The following is a 22,895-nucleotide window of genomic DNA, read 5'->3' as shown; positions in this document are numbered from 1 at the left end:
ATGTCTGATACAATAATAAAGGATGTTTTCTCATACATTGTTGCTTTCTGAAAAATCCCAAGAGCCGGATTTCCCCTGGATACTGAGGTATTACTCTCTCAGGGTGAGCAGCTCTTTTCTTTTCCTGTTTAATAAGGGTAGACCGGTGGATCATAGTTTTTTGGAAATAGTGTGAAATAGTAACAAAGCTTTCGAAAAGAGCCATGAAAATAAAGAAACCTTAAGGAGTTGGGGTGTCATGGGTGATATTAATATATTTTTAGCTTTCGGCGCTGGTTTTCTTAGCTTCATTTCACCGTGCTGTCTGCCGCTATATCCTGCATTTCTATCATACATAACAGGAATGTCAGTGAGTGATTTGAAAAATGAAAATGTAAAGCTGCAAAAAAGAAGTTTGATCCATACCATATTGTTTCTATTAGGATTTTCGTCAATATTTGTTGTTTTGGGATTCAGTTCGACCTATTTGGGGAATTTCCTCTTCCAATATGAAGATATCATCCGTCAGGCGGGGGCCATCTTCATTGTCATCTTCGGACTGATGGTTATAGGAGTTTTCCAGCCGCAGTTCTTAATGAAAGACAGAAAGTTTGAATTCAAGAACCGGCCTGCTGGTTTCATTGGATCAGTCTTAATCGGTATGGCTTTTGCAGCCGGATGGACTCCATGTACAGGTCCTATACTGGGGGCTGTCATATCGCTGATCGGTTCGAATCCAGGGTCAGGAATGATTTACATGATATCTTATGCATTGGGCTTTTCCATTCCATTCCTTGTTTTGTCCTTCTTTGTGGGTAAAATGCAATGGATTAGAAAAAATAATGCTAAAATCATGAAAGTCGGCGGTTATATCATGATTCTTGTCGGCATCATGCTATTTTTTGATTGGCTTACCGAGATCATCATCTTCTTCAGTAAAATCACTGGGGGATTCACTGGTTTTTAACTAATAGAAGGCCGGCTTTATGACAAGCTGGCCATTTTACATATCAGAGGATAATTTCATTAGAATCGTCCGCCTTGAGTAAAAGTCTTCCACCATCTCGGCGGCAAAAAATCAAAATAATAGATAAATGTTAAGATTTGCTTTAAAGATTGAAATTACTAGATAAAGAGTGCTATATTTGAATATGAAAATAATCAGAAAATTAACCTGCTAAAATTAGAAATTCCACATCCATTGCTGGAACAAGGAGGATCACCTGTGGCAACAGTACTAATAGTGGACGATGCTAAATTCATGCGCATGACGCTTGGGAATATGCTGAAAACAAGTGAACATAGAGTAATCGGAGAGGCCGAGACAGGCACCCAGGCTATTGAAAAATACAGGGAGCTTCTCCCTGATATCGTCACAATGGATATCACCATGCCTGAAATGAGCGGGATTGAAGCAGTAAGACATATTGTGAAAGAATATCCACATGCCAAAATCATCATGTGCTCGGCAATGGGCCAGCAGAAGCTTGTTGTCGAAGCGATCGAAGCCGGCGCAAAAGACTTCATTGTAAAGCCTTTTGATGAAAGCCGTGTTGTCGAGGCAATCAATAGAGCAATAAGTTAAATATTCTTCCCCTCATCAGTGATGCAGGGGTTTTTTATATTAGGCTCTTCTCGTAAACTTTGTTGCTATTTAACATTAAATACTGGGATATCGATGTAAATCACCGAAAATAATCGTTAGAAAGAAAAGAGCTGCACCCCCTGATTAGTGAGGAAAGCCTTAGTATCCGGGGCAAATCCCGCTCTTAGGATTTTTCAGAAAGCAACAATCTATGGAAAAACAGTTATAATTTCTGATGTCTTGGAAAAGAGAGATGAGGGCTGCTCCCGTTACGAAAGCTAAGGGAAGAAAAGTGCATTAAAAGTATGCAGGAAGCAGAGAAGAAACTTGTATGAGGCATAATAAATAAAATGATACCTTCGTTGTTGCCAGTTAGTGTTTATAACTAGCCGGGTTGAGCGGAGTGAGGAAAGAATTTGTTTGTACAACCAGAAGGGTATGTCTTGTTGATTGTGAAGATGAGCCCGCGAACGGCTACTTGCGCTTTTGTGTTAATAGTCTATAATTAGTGTCGACACATGTAAATTATTTAAGAAGGATGATGACTATGTCCATGACGATTGCTTCATCCATTATTGCGATTGGTATGGGTTTTTTTGTGATTTTCATTAGAATGAAGGCCCAAAAAAAGCCGGTAACAGCCAGAAAGATTATCCTGCCTCCACTATTTATGAGCACAGGTGCACTTATGTTTCTTATACCGATGTTCAGGGTTACCCTGGCAGAAATGGTAGAAGCGTTGGTTGTCGGCATGATCTTTTCTATATTCCTCGTCAAAACATCACGTTTTGAAGTTCGTGATAATGATATTTACTTAAAACGGTCAAAAGCTTTTGCGTTCATTTTAATCGGGTTGCTGCTAGTAAGGATTGCTGCAAAAATAGTATTAAGCAGCAGTATAGATTATGGCCAGCTCAGTGGGATGTTCTGGATTCTTGCTTTCGGGATGATTGTTCCATGGAGAGTTGCTATGTATATGCAGTATAAGAAACTGCTGGACGATAAAGATGAATTAACGACCACTACGATTTAAACATAAACCGGTACCTGTCACTCTCGGCAGTCTGCCGGTTTTTTGTTGATTTAAGGAAATCCTGGCTATCCCGTGGTGAGGCGGGAGCTATTAATGGGGTTCAATAAAGATGAAGTGAGCAGAAATGAGAATCAGCTAAAAGAAGATAATCTGGCCGAACAGTTACCAAAATCGAAGAAGATGGCCGGTTTACGGAACAGTATATGGGCGGTAAAAATTATCTTTACAGCAGAATCACTTCGAAGTAATATTACTTAGATAGTATTGTGAGAAGCAGTATATCATGAAATACAATTAAAGGAGATATATTGTTAACCTGGATAAGAAGGTGGATAAAGCAGCAGCTGAGAGATCGTATAAAGCAATTTAATAGATTCATTTTGTATAGGCTGATACCAATTAAAATAGAGTTACGGTAAGAATACATATACTCTTAACCGGCATCAGGAAGAATAAAAATTGTAGGAGATGGAACATTTGAATGAAATCATTATCGCCATTATATTGGGGATTATTGAAGGACTTACTGAGTTTCTGCCAGTATCATCCACTGGCCACTTGATTCTGGCTGGTCATTTTCTTGATTTTACTGGGGAGAAGGAAAAGACTTTTAGTATTTTTATTCAGCTTGGTGCTATTATGGCTGTGGTAGTTTACTATTGGAAACGAGTCCTGTCGATTTTGAAATTTAATTTCAAGGAAGGCCTTAACGTCCTTCATATTCTTTTTGCCATGCTTCCTGCGGTGGTGGTCGGATTGTTGCTGCATGAGCTGATTAAAGAATACTTGTTTTCACCACAGACGGTGATCGTTGCTCTTGCGGCAGGCGGTGTGCTGCTTATTTATGCAGAGAAGAAAAATCAGCGTGTACTAACCGAAAGCTTGGATGAATTGACATACAAGCAGGCGTTTCGAATAGGATTGTTTCAATGTCTTGCCTTATTTCCTGGGTTTTCAAGAGCAGGGGCGACCATAGCAGGGGGGATTTTAAGCGGTGCAAATCATAAAACAGCTGCTGAGTTTTCTTTTTTGGTGGCAGTACCCATGATGTTTGCGGCCAGCGGACTGGATTTAGCTAAGAGTTATGAAGTAATATCAGTTTCTGATATTGATATGTTCATGGCGGGATTCTTTTCGGCTTTCATAGTAGCATTGATTGCTATTATGTCATTTTTAAAACTCTTATCCAAAGTGAAATTGACTCCTTTTGCTTATTATCGATTTGCCCTGGCAGCGGTTGTTGCCTTGTTTTTATTATAAAATAAAGGCTGAAACAGAAATTCCTGTTTCAGCCTTTTTGCTTTTTATATTTTTTATAGATAACAAGACCTGCCCCGAAGAAGATTAAATAAAAAATGACGGGGATAATTAAAATGACACTCATTAAAATAAATTCCTTTCCGCAATCTTAGAATAGATGTTCATAAGGTGCAGCATCAATATTCATTTCATCCAGTTTTTTTCTAAGAAATTTATGGTCCCTTTTGGGAGTGGCCATGATATATCCGCGGACGATCAGCTCCTGTGATATGGAAGAAGCCTTTTCTTTCAGAGCCAGCTCGCCGATTTTTCCAGCGATTTTTTGTTTGGCAACATCTCTGAAAAGTTCCGGAACTGGAGATACCAATTCATTGAGAATTTCAACTTCTTTAGGACCCCATAACGTATACGTTTTATTGACATAATATTCTTCCCAGTCCAAATCAGATCGTCCATCCTCTTTCGGCATGCGTTTCAAGAACTTCCTGAACATAAAGAAACCGCCGATTGCAAACAAGGAAATGAGGACAACTACCCAGAAAAGGATGAAGATTAAAAACCAGCCTTCTAATTGCATGTTTTTTCACCTCAAAATTTCTGTAAAAGCCAATTATCGTCTTTCATTATAGACAAGCGGAGGGGCAGTGGCAAGAGGCAGTTTGAAAAAGCCGTCACTGCTGGGTTAATGCCTTAAAGCATAATGAGGGGCAGTCCCTCTTTATGCTTTAAGGGCTAAAGAGAATTCTAAAACTTTTCACAAGTAAAATATTCCTTTTTCTTCAAGAGATGGTATACTGTTTTTAAGATAATTGTGCGAAAATTAGGATATTACTATAAGAATGAATCGAAGGGTGACGAAATGGGTCGATATAAAGGTCGGATAACATCTTTTATTACGGTGGCTTTGTTTGTAGTTGCCTGGGATTATATCTTTTATATTGTATTGGAGAACGATCTTAACCTAGTGGTCGATATTGTGTATACCATTCTCATTTTAGGAGCGGCAGTTTGGCTGGGCGGCTATTATGACCGCCATAAAAGAAACCTCGAACAGCTGAAGGAAAGCGAAGAGAAGTACCGTACGTTATCTGATGAGATGAGCCTTGTTCTGGAGGAAATAGACGAGGTGGTGTTTCGCACTGATTCCCAAGGACAATTTCAATTTCTTAATCCAGCCTGGGAGAGTTTTTCGGGGTACTCGGTCAATGAGAGTATAAATGCGAATGCTCTCCATTTTTTACCTTTACAGCAGCGCCATGAAGTTCTGCCGATAATCAGGACAAGCATTAAAGAAAAGGCAGGCAGTACAAAGGTAGAGGTACTGTATAGAACGAAAGACGGCGGGAATTATTGGGCGGAACTTCATATCAAACTTAATTATGATGACAAAGGTGTCTTCAAGGGAACGATAGGCACTATTTCAGATATAACCCATAGAGTTTATGCAGAAGAAGAGCTTATGAAAATAAATGAAAACCTTGCTGTACAATCTCAAAAGCTGTCGATTGCCGGGCAGCTGGCTGCGGGAATCGCACATGAAGTTAGAAACCCTCTTACAGCCATAAACGGTTTTCTTCAACTAATGAAATCTGATTCTAATACAAATCAATATTACTTGGACATAATTTTTGCGGAAATTAAGAGGATTGAAATGGTTTTAAGCGAATTGCTCATGCTCGCAAAACCGCAGGCGGTCCAGTTCAAGGAGAAAAATGTCCTCCATATTCTTCAGCAGGTTACAGCTTTATTGCAGACTAATGCTACGTTATTCGATGTTTCGATCCACCAGCAGTTCACGAAAAAGGAGCTTTTTATAAAATGTGACGAAAATCAGATCAAACAGGTGTTTATCAATCTGATTAAAAATGCCATTGAAGCACAGCCTGAGGGCGGCAACATCTACATATCGGCAAATGAACTCAATGGACAAGTACTGCTGACCTTTCAGGATGAAGGAAACGGCATGGATGAGAAGACCTTAAATAAACTTGGTGAGCCTTTTTATACAACAAAAGAGAAGGGAACTGGACTTGGCTTCATGGTGTGTCTCAGAATATTGAAAGATCACCACGGATCCATCCATGTCCAAAGTGAAAAAGGAAAAGGAACTACTTTTGATTTAACATTGCCTGCTGCTCTCCCCAAAAAATCAAAGAGAGCAAAAGAAGGAACAAAAGAAAAAGTTTAAGCTGTGAGAACAAGTGCACTGAAAATCTACCTGCCGAATTTAATTGCCTTGTAATAATCAAAGATAAAGTCAACTTTCCCTTCCTTAAATAGGGAGAAAAGTTGACTTTTTTCTTTGGAAGCAATGTATATGCTTCTCTCTTTACTACATAAGTCATAGAATGATTTTTGGAACTTTTGCCAGCGGGAGCTGAAAGGGTCCTTTTTCATCTAATCGATGGAAAGACTCTGATTAAATCCAGTGACCGGTGGCACTTAACCATGTCGTTCAGTATTTTGGGTAATAAATAGAGAAAAAAAGTTCCCTTGTTTACTACAAAACACTTAGCAGAGCTAAAATAGGGGAATAAATTTCCCTTATTAAACTTAATACATTAGTTAAATGTGCCTTTTTATCAATTAAGGAAAAATAGTTCCTCTATTCACCAAAAAATGGGCTTGAATTTGAAATTAAGGGAAAAAAGTTTCCTTGTTTTAACCGCCGGGTATCCAATTGTGTAAATAACAGGCCGCTTTCAAAATAAAGCCCATTTCATCCAGGCATAAACCCAAGTGGAGTGGGCATCTTGAATAGAAACCAACACTCTTTCATACCATCGGAAGCGGGAAAGACACGATTCTGTAGTTAAAAGTGTCTTTGGTAGACTTGTTCAATGGCCTTGTGAGAATATCACATCTTTTAAATTTGGGAAATATTTCCCAAAGTATGTGCAGGAACTTAAAGTTTAAAATGAAAAATATCGGGAAAGAAAAAACTAAGACCATATATAAATATTGCTTAGGAGGATGTTTTTTATGACACAAACAGTATCGTATAACAACACAAATGTATCATCAAACGAAGAAGAGAAGAATGGAAAACTTGTAAAAGGAATGGTATTGGGAGCGGTAGTTGGCGGAGCATTAGCAATGCTGGACTCTACTACAAGACAAAAGGTGACTTCCAATACGAAAAACATGAAAGACTCCACGATGGACATGGTTGGCCAAGTAAGAAATGATCCATCAGGTGTAAAAAGTGACCTGCAAGATCGTTTAAGTTCGGCTCAATCCGTATTGAAAGAAGCTATCAATGATGCTCAAAATCTGTATGAAAAGGTAAATGGAGATATTATTGGCCAAGTCAATCAAGTTAAGGAAGAATCCACAGAAATCCTTTCAACTGCTAAAGAAGCCACTTCAGACCTTAAAGACATCGGCGGAAAGGTAAAGGAAGCTGGGGAAGAAGTAATGGATGAAAGCTCCAATCAAACTGGCGGAAGCGTGAATAGCAGGTCAACTTCGAACAGCAGTACAGGGTTTAACAACACTTCTTCTACTTCTAACAGTTCAGACAAAAAAATACCAGGACAGCTTGGATAAAAAAACCGGTTTTTACCGGTTTTTTTACTGTTCAAATTGAGCTGCTTTTGGAAAAACTTAAAAGTCTGTAATGGAGGCGTTCTCTCTCTCAAATTCGGGAGAGCATCTTTGTCCTTTTAATTTCCAGGAATGTACTTAAAACGTTTAAGAGACAGAAGCAAATCTCAAGTAAAGAGACTAACAGAAAGAATAAATGGCTGCTGCAAGACAGCTGTTGCAAAAGCCGTGAGAAATCATAGAATTAATACTTCTGAAATTTACTATCTTCACTCTCTGCTTTCACTCTCACTAGTGAGATAATTCCCCTCACCATTAAAAAGGTGATATTCAAAGATATAAAAGTAAATATCCAGCTCCAGCCTTTCCTATATTCGATGAGATTGGTTTTCCTCTCCAGCCATTGTTCAACGATAGTCATAGGAACACTGAAATAGAGGACTCTAATAAAAATGGTCTTAAAGTTTTTTTGATAAGTGGCCAGGTTGTAATAAACACAGGTAATAGGAAATAGTAAGTAATCAAAAATAAAGCTTGTATCAAATATATGGATCAATCTTACAGGATATTTTATATAACCCTTCTTAACCACAAACTTATCTAAAATAGAAGAAATATACCCCTTTACCAGGAAAATAATCAGCCAGTCCTTGATAGGTGGTTTTCGTAGAATATTCATGAAGGAAAGTAGCCCGAAACCCAGTAAAAAGATTAAAATCCTTTTCTCATTCCTCTTTTTCACCCTAATCCCCCTATTGTAAGATTTTATATTCGAAACCATATGGTAAAAGCAATCTTTTTATGGGAAAATCTTAGTGCTTGTATAATTTAATTTCTGCTTCTTTCGGAAAAATATACAAAAAGCAGTACACATTTTCATGTGAACAAGAGGATAGAAAGGCGGAAAGATCAATGGGGCTGCTGGTGGATTTATCAGGCATTATTATTGGGGTTATTTTATTCTTTGCAGCTTATCGGATGTATAAGAAAAGCAGGGACTAACTTACAAATTAAAATGTCCTTAGAGGATATCTCTAAGGACATAACATATTTTAAAGATATTGTAGTTGAATTTGGCGGGACTGCCTGGGAATCGAACCCAGCGGAGACGGCACGCGCCTCCCAAGCGGTTTTGAAGACCGAGGCATGCACCAGCAACACAATCAGCCCCACAGAAGTTATATCAGCATTCTCTATTATGGAGAATTTCAGAAAGAATTTCAAGCAGTAAGTATTGGGTGCTTTTATTCAGAAATAATACAAAATTTCCAAGATTTAAACTTTAGGGAAATGAAGGACAATTCCTTTACCTGCCTGATATTCCCATGATAAGATACTTATCGGCTGAAACTTGTGGAGCTGCATGGGCAGCAGCACAGATCTTGCCGGAAAACTATTCAACATGGGCAATTCAGAAAGGATGAAGAACATGAAAAAATTATGGTGGTTAGGATTAGCTATTTTGTTAGCGGTTGCAGGTTGTTCAAACAATGGAGAAAACAATGCGGCGGACAATAATAGTGCAGACAATGCAGAAGAAACTGAGTCAACGGAAGAAACTGCTGATGTATCCGGAGCAATGATGGATTTTTACTTGAATATGACAAGTACTCTTAATGGAGTAGATAATGAATTAAATGATTTTGAAGCAGCTATGGGTGGAGAAGAAGCTCCGAGTGCTGAAATGAAAGAAGCCGCGGCTGCATCTGCGGCTGCATCAAGTGAAGCAGTACAAGGGATGGAAGTTTCTGAAGAGCTTTCTCAGTTCGAGGAAGAATTAGAAACGTTCAAATCTACACTTGCCGAATCTTATGATATGAAAGCTGCAGAACTGCAAAATGAAGAAGTAAACTTTGAAGCGGCTAATGAAAAATTTACAGAAGCTGAAGAGCAAATCGGCAGCTTGCTTGAAGAAGCCGGACTGGTTAAATCTTCTCTTAGCAATGATATTAACGGCTAATTAAAGGCGTAAAAGGATTGTTCCCAAAGGGGCAATCCTTTTTTTATGGCTCTGTTCATAAACTTTGCTGCTATTTGATACTAAATCCGAAGAAGAAATATCAAGAGAGGAAAATTTGTTGCTTTCGGAAAAATCTCAAGAGCTGGATTTTCCCCCGGATACTAAGAGTTTTATCTCTTATAGGAATATGCGAAAACAGCCTTCTGCATATAGCTTTTAAAGGGTAAGGCTTTTTCAACTTTCTTATAAGCGTATAAAACTATTAAACCGGGTTTCGGTGAGAACTGGCCTAATACAAGCTTTCGCGAGTGAAGTAGATAGGCTGCCAAACAGAAAGGAAATTACTCTCCCAAATCAGAGAAACGACATTACAGTAGTTTCCTCCGTTAATTCATGCCAACCTATCAAAGTGTAACAAACATCTGAGAATCTCTGATATAATACGAATAGAATATTTGTTCGGAGAGGTGATTTTGATGAAGTTTATACATACAGCCGACTGGCATTTGGGAAAGCTGGTTCACGGCATCTATATGACTGAACAGCAGCGGGAAGTTTTATATCAATTCGTTCAATTGGTAGAAGATGAACAGCCTGACGCCGTGGTTATCGCCGGTGATCTATATGACCGCTCGGTACCGCCTACAGAAGCTGTGGAATTGCTTGATGAGATTTTATACAAAATCAATGTAGAGTTGAAAATCCCGGTAATAGCTATATCGGGAAATCATGATAGCGCTGAAAGGCTGTCTTTTGGTACGTCTTGGTATAAACAGAGCCGTTTATATTTAAAAGGAAAACTAACGAATGATTTTACTCCAATAGAAGTTGATGGTATTCATTTTCATTTGATCCCTTATGCAGATCCTGGAATCGTCCGCCAGCTTCTTCAAGATGATTCCATTCACTCCCATCACGATGCCATGCAGGCACTTGTTGGTCAAATCGAAAAGAATATGGATACTTCACTGCCCCAGGTGTTCGTAGGCCATGCCTTTGTTCTTGGCGGAAAAACCTCTGACTCTGAAAGAACTTTGTCTGTGGGAGGTTCAGGATGCGTAGGCTCAGAATTATTTGATCCTTTCCATTATACTGCCCTTGGACATCTTCATAGCCCGGATGCCATCAAGCACACTAGAGTGAAGTATTCTGGTTCACTATTAAAATACTCTTTTTCTGAAGCTAAACAGAGAAAGGCTGTTTCAATTGTTGAAATCGATTCAAAAGGAAATATTTCGATAGAAGAAAAAACTTTAACACCCAAACAGGACATGCGTGAGATAAAAGGGTTTATGGAAGAGCTCTTAGATCCCCATTTTTTCAACGATCAAAAAACAGATGACTTTCTGAAAGTGACTCTGCATGATGAGGGAGCCCTCATCGACCCAATCAATAAATTGCGCCAGGTATACCCAAATGTGCTTCATTTAGAAAAAAAAGTAGAACAATACGATTTAAGAAGGAAAGAGAATTATTCTACAGTCAAGGATGAGAAAAAGACAGAGTTGGAACTATTTCAGCAGTTTTACAATGAAATGACCACTTCTGATTTTTCTGAAGAGAAGAAACAAATGATGATCAATGTCATTGAGAAGGCGAAGAGGGAGGCTGAAAAGAAATGAAACCATTACAACTGACCATGCAGGCGTTCGGGCCTTACCCTGCTGCCGAAACCATTGATTTTCAGCTTCTTGAGAATAGAACGATGTTTGTCATTTCCGGAAAAACAGGCTCTGGAAAAACAACCATTTTTGATGGAATCTCCTTTGCCATTTATGGAAAAGCATCGGGAGAAGACAGGAACGGCAACGATCTCCGCAGTCAATTTGCAGATGACAACGACTTGACTGAAGTGTCTCTGACTTTTTCCTTAAGGGGCAGGACGTACCTCATTACCAGGTCTCCTCAACAGGAAAAAAAGAAAGCGCGTGGTGAAGGGTTCACAACTGTCAACGCAAAAGCAGAGTTTTATTCAATCGATGAAAGCGGAGAGAAAAAGCTGCTGGCGGCGAACGTCAGAGATGTCGATGAAAAAATAAAAGAAATCATTCAGCTTGATGCAAACCAGTTCAGGCAGATTCTCATGATTCCGCAGGGAGAGTTCCGCAAGCTTCTGACTTCTGACAGCAAAGATAAAGAAGCGATTCTTCAACGGCTTTTTCATACAGAGTTTTATAAAAACATCCAGGATAAATTAAAAGAAGAAAGTGATCTTTTAAAAAGAGATGTTGAAAAAGCGGTGGAAGACAGAACGAGAAATCTGCTGGGTATACACCCTGAACAAAATGAAGCATTAAGGGAGCTTCTTCTGGAGGAACCCCTAAACGACACATTAATAATTGAAAAACTTCAATATCACAATACTGATATGAATAAGGCACTGAGTGAATTAAACAAGCTCTTTGATAATAAACAGAAAGATAGAGATCAGCTTCAAAAACAAATCGTTCAAGCGCAGAAACTGGTAGAACAGTTTGAGAAGAGGAGAGTCCTTAGAGAACAAAAACAAACCCTTGTAAATAAGAGAGAAGATATAGAACGATTGAAGGCCGAAATCAAAAAAGCTCATCAAGCAGACAAGCTGTTAAAACAGGATGAATACTGCCATAGGTTGAATCGTGAATTGAAATCGGTAGAACAAGAATTAGAGAAGCTCCACATTCAACAGCGTGAGTTAACGGAGAGTATGCATACTGCCCGTGAGAATTGGGAGCAAGAGCAGAAAAAGGAAGAGAAGAGAAAAGAAGCAGGAAAGAAGGTCAATTCCCTGGAAAGCCTGCGGGAAGATGTTTTCTCCTACGGACAATTAGAGGATGAGGTCTCCAATCTTGACGGACAGCGGAAGCGGTTGAAGGATGAAATGAAACAGGCGGTAGAAGGCCTGTCTGCTAAGAAGAAAATTCTTCAGGAGCAGGAGGAAAGAAAAGCTGCTCTGGAAAACCTCCGGATAGAGATGTTTGAAATAGAAAAAGCGATTTCCGAACTGCAAAGCAGTGAGAAACTACTCTTGCATTATCAAAAAATAGCAAAAGAAAGCACCCTCCTGAAACTTAATCTTGAAAAGCGGAACCAACAGCAAAAGCATGCCGTTCAAGAACTTGAAGATGCCCGTTCCACTTTGAATTGGCTGGAAGGTAAATGGAGTAAAGCACAAGCAGGTATACTTGCTTCCAACCTAAATGAGGGAGACCCATGTCCAGTATGCGGATCCGAGCAGCATCCTGTTCTTGCACACCTGCAGGATGACCTTCCACATGAAAAGGATATTAAAGCAGCAAAAGAAATGGCAGCGGAAAAAGAAAAACGCTCAAATGAATCCAGCAGAAGCTATTATGAGATTGAAGCTCAATACACATCGATTCAAACCCAAAAACGGGAAGTTTTGAGTGAAATTACTGAAATGATTGAAGGGATCAAAGAGGAGCATATCGATAACGAATTAGAGTCGGTAAGAAGGCTGATGGAAGCGAAAAAAACAGATTTAAAGACAGGCAGACAGCAGCTTAGCGGGCTCCAGCTTCTTATTGAAAATATCGAAGAGAATAAGAGGTTCATCGAGCAGCAGGACAAGATGATCGAACAGCTGACAAAGGATGAACAGAATTTATCTGAAAATTTTTATGCCAAGAAGGGAGCATTAGAAAGCAGAAGGTCGGCCATTCCCCCCGAGCTCAGAACCAGGGAGAAATTCACCCAGGCATTGCTTGCAGCCGAGAAGGAATTGAATCTGTTACAAACATCATTTGAAAAAGCTCAGGAAGTCTATAATCGCCTGAGTAAAGACGTTTCTGTTAATGAAGCCCAAGCAAATGACAGGCAGGCTGCAGTGGATAGGCTTAAAACAGAGATGGAAGATGAACGGAACAAATTTCTGCAAATACTGGAAGAACAAGGTTTTGAAAGCTACAGGGCATTTCAGGAAGCGAAAAGAACCGAATCTGAAATCAGTTCAATGGAAAAAGTTGTGAGCAGTTACGGGGAGGAAGTCCGCTCGGTGAAGGACAGGCTTGAAGAACTCGAAAAAGCTCTTCTGGATTCAGAAGAACCAAGCCTTGAAGAACTTCAACAGCAATTCACGTTAATGAACGAAGAATTAAAAAGTCTGAACGAAGACTATAATTCCATGAAAATGAGGAAATCTGAAAATGAAGGGATCTTAGAATACGTCCTTCAACTTAACAAGAAGATGAAATATATGGAAAATAGATACAGCCTTGCCGGTCATCTTGCCGAGATGGCACGAGGACAAAATGCACATCGTCTGACATTTGAACGCTATGTCCTGGCCTCTTTTTTAGAGGATATTTTGTTGGTGGCAAATGAGAGGCTGATGAAAATGACATCAGGCAGATACAGGCTGATCAGGAAAAAAGATAGAAGTAAAGGGAATGTCCAAAGCGGCTTGGAGCTGCTAGTCTTTGATCAATATACAGGACAGGATCGTCATGTTAAAACGCTTTCAGGAGGCGAAAGCTTCAAAGCAGCACTTTGCCTGGCGCTCGGTCTTGCTGACGTTGTTCAGCAGTATGCTGGGGGTGTTTCCCTGGAAACAATGTTTATTGATGAAGGATTTGGCACACTGGATCCTGAATCTCTTGACCATGCGATAGAAGCACTGATGGATATTCAAAGCAGTGGTCGTTTAGTCGGTCTGATATCACATGTTCCGGAGCTGAAAGAACGGATTGATGCACGGTTGGAAGTCATCTCTTCACAAACAGGCAGTACCACCAGATTTCAGTTTTTAGCTTAACATTGCGGCAAGGACTTGGTCGTTTTCCAATTCCTTGCCTTTTTAGTCAGGCTCTTTCGTAAACTTTGTTGCTATTTGATGCTAATTCCGAAGAAATATCAATATCAATAAGGTGAAATACGGTAATACCGAAAAGAAAAGACCTGCTCTTCTCCGATAAGAGATAAAACTCTTAGTATCCGGTGGAAAATCCGGCTCTTGGGATTCTTCCGAAAGCAACAATATGTGCGAAAACAGCCTTTAGTTAAGGGTATTTTCATGAGTGAAAACGATATCGCTCTCTACCTATTCTGGTGAAGTTTACCAAGAAGAATCGAAGGGTATCTTGCAGAGCAGCCATTTGTCGGGAAAGTGCTTTTTATTGGCAGAAGGCAGAATTTTCTACTGAAATAGAGATAACAAAGAAGAGGAGGGTTCATTGAAGATGGTATTGTTCTTTTTTATCTTGTGCATTTTACTTGCTGCAGCAGCGTCTTTTTTGTGGAGCTGCAAGCGCCTGCTGGATTTTAACAGTTACAAGAAGCCTTTTCTGGAAGGAACCTTTCTGAATTTCATTATTTTGATGTCAGGATCGTTGTGGTGGACGTTCATTTCCAGCAGCTCTGAAGAAAGATGGACTGGTATTTTTTATTTTCTGATTTCATTCCTGGTCATCATGGTTTTAAATGGAGCTGTTTTGGCATTTTTATATTCCAAAAGGAAGGATACACCTTCATGAGAAAAATTGGGATTGATGCCGGAGGTACGCTTGTTAAAGTTGTTTATCAAGAAAGAGGGGAAAGACATTACAAGACCTTCCTTTCCAGTGAAACAGATTCCTTAAGTCAGTGGATTCGCTGGCTTTCCCCCAATTCGCAATTCTGCGTTACTGGAGGAAAGGCCGCCAGAGTAAAAACCCAAATTGAGAATGCGGTTGAAATACCGGAATTTAAGGCAGTATGTTCAGGTGCAGCCAGCCTGCTATATGAAGAGCATAAGAAAAAGGAACCATTTATTTTAGCTAATATTGGAACCGGCACTTCCTTGTTCTTTGTAAATCCCATTAAGGACCAGCAGCGCCGCCTCGCCGGTACAGGTATGGGAGGAGGAACCATCATGGGCCTGGGAAGGCTATTGAGCGGTCAGTATACCTTTTCGGACATCATTCAATCGGCAGAATCAGGGGACCGTGAAAATGTTGACTTGCTGGTAAAGGACTTGTACGAAAACGAGAAGCCTCCCATTCCGGGTCACCTTACCGCTGCCAACTTTGCTGGTAATTTTACTGATGAGTTGATTCCTGCAGATGCATTGAGGTCTTTAATCAATATGGTGGCAGAAAATATCATTCTTCTATCCTCAAGGGAAGCTGAAGCGGCGGGAACCAAAACAATCGTGTTTTCAGGGGGAGCGCTGAAAGGAAATCCTTTATTAGTGAAAGACCTTGGACAATTTCAGGATATATTAAATTACGATCCAGTTTTTTTAAAACATGGAGCTTTTGCTGGAGCAATGGGCTGTTTATTGTGAGGTAAATACTGTTAGAAAACGATAAGAATTATTGCAGCCGCTGGCTTTCACCCTGCTAGATCACAGTTTATGCGCTGAAGCATGGTGTTTACGTGCCATCACCCTGCTATATAGATTATTCTCTTTGATGGAGTAGGATTATGAATTCTCCAAAAGTTCTTCAAGGAGGCAATGGCAGGTGGACCTAAAGGGTTTTGCGAAACTCTTCACAAAATCTTCAAGTATAATTAGTGGAACAGATTGTATTAATCCTTCATTTCATCTACCATAGATTAAGAAAACAATTATATGAAGAAAGTGTTGTGGAGGGATATCCTTGGTTAAAAAGATGGTACTGCTGTCCTTCGTGCTCATTGCTGCCGCTTTTTTGGCTGCCTGCGGAAACGGCGGTTTCAAAGCTGATCATAATTGGCAGGTACAGGATTTTAGTTATACGAATCAGAACAATGAAACAGTCAGTCTGGACGATTTAAAAGGGAAAGTATGGCTGGCCGACTTTATTTTCACGAACTGTGAAACGGTTTGTCCGCCAATGACGTACAACATGACCCTGCTTCAAGAGAAGCTTCAAGAAAAGGGTATTGAAGATTACCAAATAGTGTCCTTCAGTGTTGATCCTGAAGTGGATACGCCTGAAGCCTTATCGGAATATATCAGTAAATACGATGCTGATACAAGTAAATGGGATCTAGTAACAGGTTATACACAAGACCATATTTCAAAATTTGCCGAAAAGTCTTTTAAATCTCTTGTGGCGGATGACCCGAATACAGATCAGGTTGTCCACCAGACAAGCTTCTATTTAGTGAATCAAGAGGGAAGAACGGTAAAGAGCTACAGTGGTTATGAAGAAGTGCCGTTTGACCAGATTGCCTTGGATATTGAAGCGTTGATCAAAGAGGGAAATAAATGAGGATTACTTTAAGGACTGCTGACTCACAAGCAGTCCTTTATTTGTATTTGTGTGCTGCTTAATCAAACATACATTTTATGGGTGTCGCCATGCTGTTCCATCCTGCCGCAACCTGCTCACCTTCCTGGAGGATAAGTTACCTGGCATGGAGGATACTGAATCTCAGGGGCATAGAGAGACATTTTTTTCATAAAATAACAGGCTTCAGGAAAATGGTGAAATAGAAATCTCCGGGTAGATTGGTTAACGAGTGATTTTTCATCATAAAGTTCTAAGGTTAAAGCCACAAGATTATTGAATGCCACTACAGATCCGGCCACTTCATGAGCAAAGCGGATTTGAATTGGGGAGTTGGCCGGCAGAAATCGTAAATAACCTTTGATTGCATTATTTTTTACAATAAACTGAGAGAACTTTCCCTTCAAAACGTCTGCCTGCCTGATAATATCAAACTCTATACCGTCGACCAGTCTGATTAGGAGGACAACATGCCCCAGCTGGTCCTCAAGCCATAAAGACAAAAGGTCAACCAATGAAAGCGGCGGTGGTTCTTGGCCCCTCATGAAAAATTGAAGAATCCTTAAGTATTCTCCATTTTCGTTCAAAGTTCCGTTAAAGTAGGTAGGTGTCAGGTTTATATTAATCTCGTTTTTCAGCCGCAAATTTAGGATGTTTCCTTCAAATAAATAGTATTTTCCTGCTGTCTGATAAGCGAATTGTGCCAGCTCCATCATTTCAGGAGAGGAACATGGGGCATCTTTAGAGATGGTTTGTAACTTCTGTAAAACTGCTTCAAAACTTCTGATGTGCATGTCTGCTTCAATAACGTATCTAGTTTCGGCAGGAGAAAGGTAATCTCTGACAAAAAAGGCGTGGTCCTGCAGCATGTTCAGCCAAAATTGATGCTCATCCCAGGTTGAGATATATTGTTCTGGCATATTTATCCTCCGTTCTAAGTTATATATTAAAAGTTATTATTAGAATGAAGAGGATATGCTTGCAGGATTCTTGTTTCATAAGAGTAGTACCTTAAGTAGGAATCATATAGTCGAATACTAGCTGCATTTTTCTGACATGATATGCTTTTGGAAAGCTTTTATAAAGGTTGTTTTCATAAACTATCTGGTGATTTAGAACGAAAAGAAATACCCTCCCCAATCAGAGGAAAAACCTTAGAATCCTGAGATATTCGGAAGCAACACTATTGAAACAACAACCTTTTTAAAAATTATTCCAGCATAAAGGGAAAGCAGTGAGAACGTCGAATTAGAAATAGAACTATAGAGAGAGGGTGTACTCATATTGAAGATTGAAATCAGGCCGGTACGAGTGAGTGACGCTATGCAGATTACGGAAATTATGATTCAGGAAAAAGTCATGCCTTATGTGGTATCATTGCCAAGTGTACGTGCCGAACGTTTTGAAAATATTTTAAAAGGGGCAGCTCCTGAACAACATGAATTTGTCGCTGTTCAGGATGGAGTGGTGATAGGGTTTGCCGGTCTTCATCAGGGAAAAGGAAGAAGGTCTCACTGCGGAACTCTGTTTATTATGATTCATGAAGAATTCCACGGAAAAGGTGCAGGCTCTGCCTTGATTAAGAAGCTGCTTGATATGGCTGATAACTGGCTGATGCTTGAAAGAGTGGAGTTAACGGTTTTGGACAATAACCTGCAGGCAAAAAAACTTTATGAGAGGCTCGGTTTTATTGACGAAGGTTTTTCCAGAGGTACAATTGTACAGCATGGAAGGTATGCCGGTGAATACAGAATGGCAAGGTACCGGCCGGGAGGGTTTATTGAGGAAAGGATGAAGGCAGAAAGTGAAGGAAAAGACTAAGAAGAAATTATTTTTGTTTGATAGTTTGTTTACTATATTTATTTTTATTTGGGTGGTTAAGACATTCTTAGAAGGAGATGTTTCCAAAGGAATCATTTTCTCTATCCTTCTCGTTGTGATGGCGGGTCTCTTGGTCTTCAACAGAAGATTAAGATAAAATGGCATTGAAAGGCTGCAACTTAGAAAGAAGGTGGACGGAATGACAAAACGATATTTTACAGTAGGTATGGCAGGGCATATTGATCATGGAAAAACGGCATTGGTTAAAGCTTTGACAAATAAAGAAACGGATCGGCTGAAAGAAGAGAAAGAAAGGGGGATCTCTATTGAACTAGGGTTTGCTCCCCTGTTGGAAACAGAAGAGATGGAGGTTTCCGTCATTGATGTGCCAGGCCATGAAAAGTTCATCAGGCAAATGATTGCCGGTGTAGCAGGAATTGATCTGGTAATCCTTGTGGTGGCGGCTGATGAAGGTGTTATGCCCCAGACGAAGGAACATTTGGAGATTCTTTCTTTTCTGGGTGTGAATCGAGGAATTGTGGTACTAAGCAAGATGGATAACGTTGATGTAGAATTACATAGTTTGGCAAAGGAAGAAATCAAAGAAGAATTGGTGGGCACTGTTTTTGAAGATAGTCCAATCTTATTGGCCGATAGTTTGTCAGGTAAAGGCATATCCGATATTAAGAAGACAATCCTTGCATTTTTAGAGGAACTTCCATCCAGAAGTATAACGGGAGATTTCCGCATGCCGATCGATCAAGTATTCACGGTAAAAGGACAAGGAACGGTGGTAAGGGGTACGGTTTATGAAGGAAGTGTCAAAGAGGGAGAATCCCTGCTTCTGCTTCCTTCAGGAAAAGAAACCAAAGCAAGGCAGATTCAAGTTCATCATAAACCAGCTGCTGAAGCGTTCGGTGGTCAACGAACGGCCATAAATCTGTCAGGATTATCCAAAGAAGAGGCTGAACGCGGAGATGCACTAGTGAAGTCGGAATTTTTCACCGTAACAGATACTATAGATATCAGCTTAAAACTGGTTGATGACCTGGCGTACGCTGTTAAACAAAGAATGCCGATAAAATTGCATACCGGAACTTCTGAAACAATGGGGAAAATCATCTTCTTTGACCGCAACGAGGCGGATTCAGGGAATGAGGAAATACTCTGCCAGTTGAGGCTTGACGATTCCATCGTCGTGAAAAGAAATGACCGCCTGATTCTCAGGAGGCCGACACCAGCCGAAACTATCGGCGGAGGATTCATCATTGATCCAAACGGCGGCCGATACAAATTTGGTGAGGAAACGATACAAGTACTGCTGCAAAAAAAGAATGGAACACCATTGCAGCGGGCGGAGGATGCTTTAAAGAAACATAAGGTATTAAGTAAAAGTCATTTCCTGCAAGAAACTTCTTTAGCTTCTTCCGCACTGTATGAATTGCTGGAGGAAGGTACTTTATTGCAGCTTCCGGGCGGTGACTTGACAACGACCTATGTCCTCGAAGAAATCATTCAGTTGATGAACGATCAGCTTAGGGGGTATCATGATGAAAATCCCTTGAAAGCGGGATATGATAAAGCGATGTTAATGCAATTGAATAGAAGTACATATAAAGAATCCCTTTTGGATTATGCAGTAAAGAAAAACCTGCAAACGGGGAGTTGGAAACAAAAGGGGCACTACTTGTCTTTAGCGGAGTTTGATCCGCATGTGCCTGCTCAATGGGAAAAAAGATCTCAGCAGGTATTAGAGCATTTAAGGATGGATGGAATGAAGCCGGAGTACTTGGCTGATTATCTTGCGGATGCAGGTATTCCTGCTGATATGCAGGGAGGGCTGCTGCAATATTTTCGGGAGCAGGATATGGTCGTCTTTCTGGATGAAAAGCTCGCATTTCATGCGGAAGTCTTTCATAAAGCCGTCAAAAAGCTTCAGGGTAATACAGATAATGAATTTGAATTGTCTGACGCTAAAGAAACGCTTGGCTTGTCCAGGAAGTTTTTGATCCCCTTTTTGGAAGCGCTGGATAATCAGGGGTTGACTATCCGGGTGGAAAATAAGCGGAAGTGGAGATCGGCAGCACATTAAGAAAGGTTAAGGCATAGGGTACGGTAACAGTAAAAAGGAGTGAAAAAATGTACCCAGTTTATCCTTATTATGCCTATAAACAAACAAGTAAAACGGTTCCTGTGCCCTTTCCTCCCCAGCATCAGGCGAGGCAGCCGGGCTTGGAGTACATCATGGTACCCAGGCCGATTTCAGAAAACCCTCATTATAAAGGTTCTGAAAAGCTGAAAGGCAAAGTGGCAGTCATTTCTGGAGGAGACAGCGGCATCGGCAGGGCAGCTGCTTATGCGATGGCCAAGGAAGGTGCGGATATTACATTTGTCTATCTTAATGAGCATAGAGATGCCCATGAAACCAAGAGAAGGATTGAAGAGATTGGCAGAAAATGCTTGGCAATCAGCGGTGATTTAAGAGCTCCTCGTACCTCAATGACTGCTGTAGAGGAAACCATCAGAGTGTTTGGAAAAATTGATGTTCTTGTGAACAACTGTGCTGTCCAATATCCTCAGAAAAGCATTTTGGATATTACGGAAGAGCAGCTGGAAGATACATTCAGAACAAACATTTTTTCGTATTTTTACATGACTAAGGCTGCTCTTCCGCATCTCAAAAGTGGAAGTTCCATCATCAATACTTCATCAATTACGGCATATCGTGGAAATAAAGATCTGGTGGACTATTCTTCCACTAAGGGAGCGATAGTCACATTTACCAGATCATTGTCACTGCAGTTAATTGACAAGGGGATAAGGGTAAATGCGGTTGCTCCCGGTCCTGTTTGGACACCGTTGATTCCTTCAAGTTTTTCTGCAGACAAAACGGCGTCTTTTGGATTGGACGTACCTATGAAAAGGGCGGGTCAGCCATTTGAACTTGCGCCATCTTACGTTTATTTGGCTTCCGATGATTCACGATATGTCTCAGGCCAGGTTCTGCATGTGAATGGAGGAGCGATGGTAGAATCATAATTTTAGGGGAGGATGAACTATCCTCCGTACATATACGATTGGGTGGTATGAAATGGATTGTAGAGAATATGAGACTGAGCTTTATACAATGGTGATGATAGAGAAAGAGGATCAGCTCCTATTGATCGAAAGGCCTTCTGACAAAGGCTTCCCCGGATACATAGCTCCAGGGGGAAAGATTGATTTTCCTGAGAGTCCCGCAGAGGGCGCGGAAAGAGAAGTAAGAGAAGAAACAGGGCTGAAAGTCAAGTCTATGAAATTCAAAGGCATAGACGAGTTTGTCATTCCTCATAAAAACTACCGATATATTGTTTATAACTATCTGGCTGAGGATATTGAAGGGGACCTGCTGGAAGACCCTCCGGAAGGAAAGCTTATATGGATAAATAAGAAAGAAGTCATGGATTTGCCTATGCAGCCTTGGTTCCAAAGAAGACTTCCTTACTTTTTCAAAGAGGGAGTCTTTGAAATACATTCTAAGTGGGATGGAAACGTCCGGAATGAGGCAGAAGTGACTATCAGGGAACTATAAAGAAAAAAGCCTGTCCACCTAAGGGGAGAACAGGCTTTTTTCTTTATATCACAACTTTAGATCTTCACATCTATTGATGCATTTTCCCGCAATTTCTCAACCTCTGCGGCTAGCACTTCTTGTGTTTTCTGACCTTCAAGGTCCTGTCTGATTCGATCTTTCACTTCTTCATATTCAGGAATTTGAGCCTCAGCCTCTTCGGATCCGCTATTTTGTTCAACGATTTGATCATAATAGGCTTTTACATCTTCTTCTTTCACTTCTTCGACGGTCAATTCATTCTCAATATAAGCAGTATACTTAATATTTTTAGCAACTTCAGCTTCCAAATCTTCTAGTGACAGACCGCTGCTTTTCAACACTTCTTCAAATTCAGCCTCATCTTCATAGCCTTCCTTGAGTGTGGCGATCTCTTGCTGAATCTCTTCATCATCAGCCTCGTACCCTTTTTCTTCAGCTTGCTGAAGGAGTAGAGTCTGGCCTATCAAGCTGTCAATCGTACTTTCTTTTAATTGAGCTGCAATCTCTTCTGATGTTGGGTCTTGTCCCATCTGCTGGTAGCTCATTTGGCTTTCAGTCAGAAGGCTATTGTAAGCCTCACCTTTGATTTCTTCATCATTGACAACAGCTACCGTTTTGTCTTCTTCAATATGCTGTTCTTCTAATTTCTTTTGCATTTCTTCCATTTGAGCGGCTTGATCCGCCTGTTCCTCAGTTTGCTCTGCAGGTTGTTCTTCAGTAACATCTGAATTATTTTCTGCTTCCTCAGCATTTTCCTCGTTATCGGAACATGCTGCCAATCCTAGTGAAAGAATGCCCGTAAGCATTGCCAATTTCCATCTGTTTTTCATTTTCTTACCCCTCTTTCTTCCAATTATTAGTTGGAAAATTGATTGTCTTAAAAGACCATTGTGATGAAAAATAGGCTCATCGTCCCTTGCAATAAA

The 22,895-nt window shown here is 40.3% G+C and carries 21 protein-coding genes and 1 tRNA gene; 17 read left to right on the top strand and 5 right to left on the bottom strand.

Features of this window, described 5'->3' with window-relative positions; all coding sequences use genetic code 11:
- The first annotated feature begins 238 nt into the window (after nt 1-238).
- The 5 genes from FZC79_RS00800 (at nt 239) to FZC79_RS00785 (ending at nt 3,857) form a co-directional block, all read left to right on the top strand.
- Nucleotides 239-946 carry a cytochrome c biogenesis CcdA family protein gene (locus tag FZC79_RS00800; RefSeq protein WP_148945010.1) on the top strand — a complete coding sequence of 236 codons (708 nt, stop codon included), beginning with the start codon at nt 239-241 and terminating at the stop codon, nt 944-946.
- Nucleotides 947-1,204: 258 nt separating this feature from the next.
- Nucleotides 1,205-1,564 (top strand): response regulator, encoded by a 360-nt coding sequence (locus tag FZC79_RS00795; RefSeq protein ID WP_148945009.1) that lies wholly within the window; start codon nt 1,205-1,207, stop codon nt 1,562-1,564.
- Between the two features lie 547 nt (nt 1,565-2,111).
- Nucleotides 2,112-2,597: a CcdC family protein gene (locus tag FZC79_RS00790; RefSeq protein WP_148945451.1), complete on the top strand. Its 486-nt coding sequence runs from the start codon at nt 2,112-2,114 to the stop codon at nt 2,595-2,597.
- A gap of 93 nt (nt 2,598-2,690) precedes the next feature.
- Complete coding sequence (locus tag FZC79_RS22910) at nt 2,691-2,855, top strand: hypothetical protein (protein WP_187442600.1); 165 nt, start codon at nt 2,691-2,693, stop codon at nt 2,853-2,855.
- Between the two features lie 219 nt (nt 2,856-3,074).
- A complete protein-coding gene (locus tag FZC79_RS00785; RefSeq protein WP_148945008.1) occupies nt 3,075-3,857 on the top strand; it encodes an undecaprenyl-diphosphate phosphatase in 783 nt (260 codons plus the stop codon).
- Nucleotides 3,858-4,005: 148 nt separating this feature from the next.
- Here the strand turns inward: FZC79_RS00785 and FZC79_RS00780 are convergent, their stop codons facing one another.
- Nucleotides 4,006-4,434: a DUF2621 domain-containing protein gene (locus FZC79_RS00780; RefSeq protein WP_148945007.1), complete on the bottom strand. Its 429-nt coding sequence runs from the start codon at nt 4,432-4,434 to the stop codon at nt 4,006-4,008.
- Between the two features lie 282 nt (nt 4,435-4,716).
- On the opposite strand from FZC79_RS00780, the gene FZC79_RS00775 reads away from it, so the two are divergent.
- Entirely contained in the window at nt 4,717-6,045 is a 1,329-nt protein-coding gene (locus FZC79_RS00775) for an ATP-binding protein (protein WP_148945006.1), read from the top strand.
- Between the two features lie 794 nt (nt 6,046-6,839).
- Nucleotides 6,840-7,406 (top strand): YtxH domain-containing protein, encoded by a 567-nt coding sequence (locus tag FZC79_RS00770; RefSeq protein ID WP_148945005.1) that lies wholly within the window; start codon nt 6,840-6,842, stop codon nt 7,404-7,406.
- A 241-nt stretch (nt 7,407-7,647) separates the two neighbouring features.
- Here the strand turns inward: FZC79_RS00770 and FZC79_RS00765 are convergent, their stop codons facing one another.
- Nucleotides 7,648-8,145: a CBO0543 family protein gene (locus FZC79_RS00765; RefSeq protein ID WP_148945004.1), complete on the bottom strand. Its 498-nt coding sequence runs from the start codon at nt 8,143-8,145 to the stop codon at nt 7,648-7,650.
- A gap of 332 nt (nt 8,146-8,477) precedes the next feature.
- Nucleotides 8,478-8,574 (bottom strand) — tRNA-Sec (locus FZC79_RS00760).
- 258 nt (nt 8,575-8,832) lie between these two features.
- On the opposite strand from FZC79_RS00760, the gene FZC79_RS00755 reads away from it, so the two are divergent.
- The 6 genes from FZC79_RS00755 to FZC79_RS00735 all read left to right on the top strand — a co-directional run bounded on the left by FZC79_RS00755 (nt 8,833) and on the right by FZC79_RS00735 (nt 16,538).
- A complete protein-coding gene (locus FZC79_RS00755) occupies nt 8,833-9,363 on the top strand; it encodes a hypothetical protein (protein WP_148945003.1) in 531 nt (176 codons plus the stop codon).
- Between the two features lie 476 nt (nt 9,364-9,839).
- The gene (locus FZC79_RS00750; RefSeq protein ID WP_148945002.1) at nt 9,840-10,985 is read left to right on the top strand and encodes an exonuclease SbcCD subunit D; all 1,146 of its coding nucleotides are present in this window, start codon (nt 9,840-9,842) and stop codon (nt 10,983-10,985) included.
- Nucleotides 10,982-14,116 carry an AAA family ATPase gene (locus FZC79_RS00745; protein ID WP_148945001.1) on the top strand — a complete coding sequence of 1,045 codons (3,135 nt, stop codon included), beginning with the start codon at nt 10,982-10,984 and terminating at the stop codon, nt 14,114-14,116. The genes FZC79_RS00750 and FZC79_RS00745 overlap by 4 nt, the downstream gene beginning before the upstream one ends.
- A 418-nt stretch (nt 14,117-14,534) precedes the next feature.
- Nucleotides 14,535-14,834 carry a hypothetical protein gene (locus FZC79_RS22905; protein WP_187442599.1) on the top strand — a complete coding sequence of 100 codons (300 nt, stop codon included), beginning with the start codon at nt 14,535-14,537 and terminating at the stop codon, nt 14,832-14,834.
- Nucleotides 14,831-15,625 (top strand): type II pantothenate kinase, encoded by a 795-nt coding sequence (gene coaW / locus FZC79_RS00740; protein WP_187442598.1) that lies wholly within the window; start codon nt 14,831-14,833, stop codon nt 15,623-15,625. Before FZC79_RS22905 ends, coaW begins: the two co-directional genes overlap by 4 nt.
- 316 nt (nt 15,626-15,941) lie before the next feature.
- Nucleotides 15,942-16,538, top strand: coding sequence for an SCO family protein (locus FZC79_RS00735; RefSeq protein ID WP_148944999.1), 597 nt, complete (start codon nt 15,942-15,944; stop codon nt 16,536-16,538).
- Nucleotides 16,539-16,654: 116 nt separating this feature from the next.
- Here FZC79_RS00735 and FZC79_RS00730 read toward each other — a convergent pair whose 3' ends face one another.
- Complete coding sequence (locus tag FZC79_RS00730; RefSeq protein WP_148944998.1) at nt 16,655-17,476, bottom strand: DUF2935 domain-containing protein; 822 nt, start codon at nt 17,474-17,476, stop codon at nt 16,655-16,657.
- A gap of 364 nt (nt 17,477-17,840) precedes the next feature.
- Here FZC79_RS00730 and FZC79_RS00725 point away from each other — a divergent pair, with 364 nt between their 5' ends.
- From FZC79_RS00725 to FZC79_RS00710, 4 genes are all read left to right on the top strand, one after another.
- The gene (locus FZC79_RS00725) at nt 17,841-18,377 is read left to right on the top strand and encodes a GNAT family N-acetyltransferase (RefSeq protein WP_148944997.1); all 537 of its coding nucleotides are present in this window, start codon (nt 17,841-17,843) and stop codon (nt 18,375-18,377) included.
- Nucleotides 18,378-18,576: 199 nt separating this feature from the next.
- On the top strand, nt 18,577-20,469 hold the full coding sequence (gene selB / locus FZC79_RS00720) for a selenocysteine-specific translation elongation factor (protein ID WP_148944996.1): 1,893 nt from the start codon (nt 18,577-18,579) through the stop codon (nt 20,467-20,469).
- 47 nt (nt 20,470-20,516) lie between these two features.
- Nucleotides 20,517-21,416: an SDR family oxidoreductase gene (locus tag FZC79_RS00715; RefSeq protein ID WP_148944995.1), complete on the top strand. Its 900-nt coding sequence runs from the start codon at nt 20,517-20,519 to the stop codon at nt 21,414-21,416.
- A gap of 52 nt (nt 21,417-21,468) precedes the next feature.
- A complete protein-coding gene (locus FZC79_RS00710) occupies nt 21,469-21,948 on the top strand; it encodes an 8-oxo-dGTP diphosphatase (protein WP_148944994.1) in 480 nt (159 codons plus the stop codon).
- A 56-nt stretch (nt 21,949-22,004) separates the two neighbouring features.
- Here FZC79_RS00710 and FZC79_RS00705 read toward each other — a convergent pair whose 3' ends face one another.
- Nucleotides 22,005-22,799, bottom strand: coding sequence for a SurA N-terminal domain-containing protein (locus FZC79_RS00705; protein WP_148944993.1), 795 nt, complete (start codon nt 22,797-22,799; stop codon nt 22,005-22,007).
- Nucleotides 22,800-22,895 lie beyond the last annotated feature (96 nt).

It is taken from the genome of Rossellomorea vietnamensis (genome assembly GCF_008180615.1).
Lineage (GTDB): Bacteria > Bacillota > Bacilli > Bacillales > Bacillaceae_B > Rossellomorea > Rossellomorea vietnamensis_D.
This window is presented reverse-complemented; position numbering and strand designations above follow the sequence as displayed.